Origin of the sequence: Nonomuraea basaltis (assembly GCF_005893125.1) — a bacterium.
GTDB lineage: Bacteria > Actinomycetota > Actinomycetes > Streptosporangiales > Streptosporangiaceae > Nonomuraea > Nonomuraea basaltis.
This window is the reverse complement of the sequence record NZ_VCJS01000420.1, coordinates 1-5,613: the sequence shown is the minus strand read 5'-3', so window position 1 is coordinate 5,613 and position 5,613 is coordinate 1. Positions and strand designations below refer to the sequence as shown.

4 protein-coding genes and 2 pseudogenes are annotated in these 5,613 nt (G+C 67.2%); 3 read left to right on the top strand and 3 right to left on the bottom strand.

Going from position 1 to position 5,613, the window contains the following annotated elements; all coding sequences use genetic code 11:
* Nucleotides 1-127: 127 nt before the first annotated feature.
* Entirely contained in the window at nt 128-973 is an 846-nt protein-coding gene (locus EJK15_RS67355; protein ID WP_138720607.1) for an enoyl-CoA hydratase/isomerase family protein, read from the bottom strand.
* 125 nt (nt 974-1,098) lie between these two features.
* Here EJK15_RS67355 and EJK15_RS67350 point away from each other — a divergent pair, with 125 nt between their 5' ends.
* Nucleotides 1,099-1,698 carry a TetR/AcrR family transcriptional regulator gene (locus EJK15_RS67350; RefSeq protein ID WP_138720606.1) on the top strand — a complete coding sequence of 200 codons (600 nt, stop codon included), beginning with the start codon at nt 1,099-1,101 and terminating at the stop codon, nt 1,696-1,698.
* Nucleotides 1,699-2,151: 453 nt separating this feature from the next.
* On the opposite strand, the pseudogene EJK15_RS78350 reads toward EJK15_RS67350, so the two are convergent.
* Nucleotides 2,152-2,263 (bottom strand): annotated as a pseudogene (locus EJK15_RS78350) (transposase); the annotation flags it as partial.
* Nucleotides 2,264-2,275: 12 nt separating this feature from the next.
* Here EJK15_RS78350 and EJK15_RS67340 point away from each other — a divergent pair.
* Nucleotides 2,276-2,728, top strand: a pseudogene (locus EJK15_RS67340) (recombinase family protein); the annotation flags it as partial.
* A gap of 248 nt (nt 2,729-2,976) precedes the next feature.
* Here the strand turns inward: EJK15_RS67340 and EJK15_RS67335 are convergent.
* Entirely contained in the window at nt 2,977-3,927 is a 951-nt protein-coding gene (locus tag EJK15_RS67335; RefSeq protein WP_138720604.1) for a helix-turn-helix transcriptional regulator, read from the bottom strand.
* Nucleotides 3,928-4,351: 424 nt separating this feature from the next.
* Here EJK15_RS67335 and EJK15_RS67330 point away from each other — a divergent pair, with 424 nt between their 5' ends.
* Entirely contained in the window at nt 4,352-5,422 is a 1,071-nt protein-coding gene (locus EJK15_RS67330) for an ISAs1 family transposase (RefSeq protein WP_240778104.1), read from the top strand.
* Nucleotides 5,423-5,613: the final 191 nt, after the last annotated feature.

The following is a 5,613-nucleotide window of genomic DNA, read 5'->3' as shown; positions in this document are numbered from 1 at the left end:
AAGAGTGCTCCTCGCTCTGGAAGGTTGTTGATCTCGACAATCCGTAATCTTCCAGATCAGGGGCACTCTTCGTTGTCTATCGGGTCATTTCGTCTCGGATCTCCTCAAGGCCTATGAATAGCCAAGGCTAGCCGGGGAGTTGGTCGGCGTGAATGCCATACATCTCGTGGGCGATGCCGAAGCCGAGATCCTGGGTGAGGCGCCGTTTCCAGGGCCGCTGGGCGATGGCGTGGGTGAAGCGGCGGGCGGTGCGGGGGGCTTTCATGATGGCTTCAGCCAGTTCCCAGGCGCGCGGCAGGAGACGGTCGGCGGGCAGCACCTCGTTGACCAGGCCGAGTTCGAGGGCTTGCCGGGCGTCGATGGGCTTGCCGGTGTAGAGGTGGTAGGCGGCGCGCTTGGTGCCGAGGAGTTCCTGGAGGGTGAGCTGCTGCCCGTCGCCGGGCGCGACGCCGGCCAGCAGGTGCGGGTCGATGATGGTCGCGGTCTCGGCAGCCAGGGTGATGTCGCACAGCAGTGCGAACTCGGTGTGCGCAGGGCTGGGCCCGTTGATCGCCGCGATGGTGGGGATGTCGATGCCGAAGACGAAGTTCTCCAGCAGCTTGGTGGCGTCGTAGTAGGCGTGCTCGTAGGCGAAGTCCTTAGGGCGCGGGTTGTTCATCAGCTCGTTCGCCGCCTCTGCGGGATCGGCGGCGGTGGTCTCGGGGGTGCCCAGCCACTGGTCGCCGGTGCCGGTGAGGATCAGCACTTCGTTGTCGGGGTCGTTGCCGATCTCCTGCCAGACCTGGGCCCAGGCGTTGTGCGCCGCGAAGTCGAATCGGGCTGGACCGCCGTCGGTGTGCATCCGTAGTTCGATGATCCCGTCACGGCGGCGCATGACGAAGTAGCGCGAATATTTCTCGGCATAGGTCTCGAACTTCGGCCGTGCCACGTAGCCTCCGGCCCGGGCATGCCACTCATCGAGTTCCTGGGGCATCTGCACATCTCCTCGCTGGCTCATGGACGTGGCCATAGGTAAGCTTCGACCGTAACCGAAGCGGCGCTCCCATTATCCGTAGCGATGCTTCGGTTAGCAAGTCCGCGACGGGAAAGGAGCCTGAGATGAACGATGCAGACGCCTGGCCGACCGGTCTTCCGGTCCGTGCCGATGGCCGGCGCACCCACGAGCACCTTCTGGTCGCGGCCCAGACGACGTTCGCGGAGCAGGGGACCGACGCATCCCTTCGGGAGGTGGCACGCCGGGCGGGGGTCAGCATCGCTACCCTGTACCGGCATTTCCCCACCCGGGAGGCACTGCTCCAGACGCTGCTGCAGCACGGGTTCGACAGGTTGCGCGCCCGGGCGGCGGACCTCATCGCCTCCCCTGACCCCGGCCAGGCCCTTGTTGCCTGGATACGGGAACTGACCGTGGCATCAGCCCGCTACGACGGGCTGCCCGCCTCGGTCATGGCGGCGCTGCACGATCCGGGATCAACCCTGCACTCCTCCTGTGCCGGACTCCGCGCCGCAGCCGACGACCTGCTGGCCCGCGCCCAGCACTCCGGTCATATACGTGCCGACCTTGACGCCGACCAACTGCTCGCCGCAGTCAACGCCATGGCCTGGGCAACACGCCAGGCATCCTGGACAGCCGACGCCGGGGACCGGTTCCTATCACTCCTCATCGAGGGCCTGGCAGCCCGCCCCATCCAGCCAACCTGATCTGTTTGCTATGACCGGGTTTCCGCACTCGCAGGTACTCGCCGATCGCCCACCGCCGGCACCACCAAAGGACTCGTTCAACTACCGGCTCTAAGAGCCTGCTGACGAAGGCTTAAGTGCTCGGGGGCATGGGACCGTAGAGCGCTGGTCCGATCTTGTTGATGTAGCCCTGGTGGGACCATTGAGACAGTTGGACGCGGAAGCTGTTGACGTTCTCGATTCCGAGGATGGCAGCCAACTCGGTCCCTCTCCAGGCACGCCAGGGCTGGGCGGCCAGGAGTTGCAGAACCTTGTCGCGCCGATCGGGACTGGACAGCTCCGGCAGCGGCGGCAGATCGCTCCAGCGGGCGTGGGGTGGCTGGCCTGCCAGTTGGCGGGTCAGGCGGCGGGTCATCTGGTGCACGGTGGCCCACCAGATCAGGGCTTCATGGTGCTCGGGCTTGCGTTCGTAGATCCGTACCAGCCGGCGGTAGCGGGTCAGCCAGGCGAATGTTCGTTCTGCCACCCACCTGCGGGGTAACACGACGAAGCCGCGGACGTCGTCGGAGCGCTTGACGATCGTGACAGCCAGGCCGAGTACCTGGACCGGCAGGCCCTGGCCCTCACCGCGGTCGGCTGTATCCGGATCTTTGCCGACAAGAAGTCCGGCAAGAACGTGGAGTGCGAGGAACTCTGGAAGGCATTGGACTACCTGCGTCCCGGCGACACCCTGGTCGTCCCGTCCCTGGACCGGCTCGGCCGGTCCCTTCAGGACCTGATCGCGATCGTCGCCGGCCTGCGCAAGCGCGGCGTCGGGTTCCGGTCCCTCAAAGAGGCCCTCGACACCACCACCCCGGGCGGCCGGCTGGTCTTCCACGTGTTCGCCGCCCTGGCGGAGTTCATCCGCGAGCTCATCATCGAGGGCACCAACGAGGGCCTGGCCGCCGCGAAGGCCCGCGGGCAGCGTCTCGGACGGCCGCCAGCGATGACGCCTGAGCAGGTCGGGCACGCCCGCGCCATGCTCACCCAGCCCGACGCGACGGTCTCCTAGATCGCTCGGCTACTCGGCGTCAGCCGCTCCACGACCTATAAGTATCTGCCCGAGCTCAAGCCCGACGGTCCTGCGGCCAGCGAGATCCCGATTGCACGGGCCGAGCTGGAAGCCCCTGGTGGGTGTGATTGAGCGGTACCGCCCTGGCCGCCCGTGAGGTCATGGTCGCCTTGGGCACCCCGACATCGGCAAGGTCCACGAGGTCGGCCGGCGCCAGGTGCGAGATGCGGTGCGCAGTGTGCCGGCGATCAGTCGGTTGTCTCGGCCGATTCGGGGTCGTTGGTCGGGGCGTGCTTGTCGATGGCGTCGTGGGTTGCGGCCCAACTGGCCAGGAGATTCAGGGCGTCCTGGGTGGGTGAGGCGGGTTCGGCGGTGTAGGTGAGGAGGGACTGGCTGGGGTCGGCGCCCAGAGGGAAGGTCACGAACGGCAGGTCGAGGTCTCCGACGACCGGGTGGTGGAGGAGCTTCACGCCAGTGGTGTGGATCCGGACGTTGTGGGCTGCCCAGCGGCGACGGAAATGCTCGCTGCGGGTGGACAGTTCGCCGATCAGGTCTGTGAGTCGCCTGTCGTACAGGTCGCGGCCAGCTTCGGCGCGGAGCATGGCGACGGTGTCGTTGGCGACCTGGTCCCAGTCGCGGAAGAACTCAGTCGCCTGCGGGTCGAGGAAGACGAACCGGGCGTTGTTGGGCGGCCGTACCGGGTCGGCGTAGACCGGGGAGGACAGGGCGCGCCCGAGAGGGTTGGTGGCCAGGATGTCCCCGCGTCCGTTGAGGATGAACGCGGGTGTGCCGGTCATGGAGTCCAGGACGCGCTGCACCGGGGGGCGGACGCGTTGCTGGACCGGGCGGCGGCGTGGTGGGCGGGTCGTGCCGGCGCCGCGCAGGAGGTCGAGCAGGTGGATTCGTTCGGCCTCGTCGAGCTGGAGCGCTTGGGCGATGCCCTCGATGATGCTCTCGGAGACACCGGTGGCGTCGCCGCGTTCCAGCCGGGTGTAGTACTCGCTGGAGATGCCCGCGAGCAGGGCCACCTCCTCGCGGCGCAGCCCGGTGACCCGCCGGCGCTCTCCGCCGTACACGGGCAGTCCGGCCTGCTCGGGGGTGACCTTGGCCCGTCGCGTACCCAGGAATTCCCGGATCTCCGCCCGGAAATCACCACGAAAGTCGCGATTAGTGCCATAAGGGTCGTTTCTGCTCGCCATGTGCTCCACTCTACGAGCGCTTCCTTCTGCCTGGGGGTCCCTCTCAGTGACCCCCTCATCAGTGACTCCCACACTCCCGTGACAACGGGTCTTGTTGGTAGCGCACCGCCCCATGGTGGTGTGAATGGGCCGGATACGGCGCTTGTGCCACCGGTTTCCAGCCAGGGCCCCGGCAAAGTCGCGACTGGTGTCCGGGTTGAGTTGATTGGTGTAGGCGCGCCCTTGCTGGAGGTAGCCGGGCGGGCATGACCGGTTCGGAAGATCATCGAGGTTCCTGCACCCGTTGATCATCTTCCGAAAGTGAGTCATGCCCGCGTCGCCATCATCCCTGATCGCCTCGTTGTCGCACCTACCGGACGGACTTGACCCAGCCGGACTCGGCCCGGCCGAGGTGGCCGTCGAGCTGCCGGCTGCCCTGGCTGAGGTGCCGGACCCACGTGCGCGGCGTGGGATCCGCCACCGTCTCACCGTGGTGATCACCACGGCGGTCTGCGCGGTCGTGGCCGGCTACCGCTCCTACACCGCGATCGCCGAGTGGGTCACCGACCTGCCCGCCGACACCGCGATGCTGTTGGGTATCGATCCCGGTCGGCGACCGTCCGAGTCGATGATCCGCAGGCTGCTGCAGGCCGTCGACCCGGACCTGCTCGCCGCCACGATCGGGACATGGCTGGCCACGCGCATACCCCCGGCCGCGTCGGGCTCCAGGCGAGCGATCGCGGTGGACGGCAAGACATTGCGGGGCTCACGCACGCGTACCGCCGCAGCCCGCCACGTCCTGGCCGCCGCGGACCAGTCCACCGGTGTTGTGTTGGCTTCCACCGATGTCGACAGCAAGACCAACGAGATCACCCGCTTCGACACGCTGCTCGACCAGATCGGCGACCTACGCGGTGTGGTCGTCACCGCCGACGCGTTGCACTGCCAGCGTGACCACGTCGCCTATCTCGCCGACCGCGGCGCGCACTGGATTCTGACCGTCAAAGGCAACCAGCCCATCCTGCACGAGCAGTTGGCCGGTCTGCTCTGGCGACAGACACCTGAAGCCGACCGGGACACCGACCGTGGGCACGGCCGTCGGGAGATCCGCACCCTGAAGATCCTGTCCGTCGCCGCCGGCATCGAGTTTCCCCATGCGGCACAAGCGATCCAGATCCGTCGCCGTCGGCGCCGTCTCGACGAACCGAGGCGCTTCACCACCGAGACTGTCTACGCGATCACCGATCTGCAAGCTCACCAAGCAAGACCGTGGCAGCTCGCGGACTGGATCCGCGGGCACTGGTCGATCGAAAACAAGATCCACTGGGTCCGCGACGTCACCTACGACGAAGATCGCTCCCAAATCCGCACCGGCACCGGACCCCAAGTCATGGCCGCCCTCCGAAACGCCGCCATCGGCGCCCTACGGCTGGCCGGTATCACCAACATCGCCGCCGCGACCCGCCACCACGCCCGCAACGCCAACCGCCCACTGGCCCTACTCGGCATCACCTAACGACCTTGCCGGGACCCTGCCAGCGGAGCACTTCTGCGGAGCCTGCGGCGCAGAGGGCCCGCGAGGGACTGTACGGTTTTCGGTGTAACTCCTGATCAAGGAGAACGCACCTGATGAGTACTGTGATCCAGGCATCGACGGAGATCGACCTGGAGGACACCGCGGTGGCACGCACGGAGCCCAAGGACGCA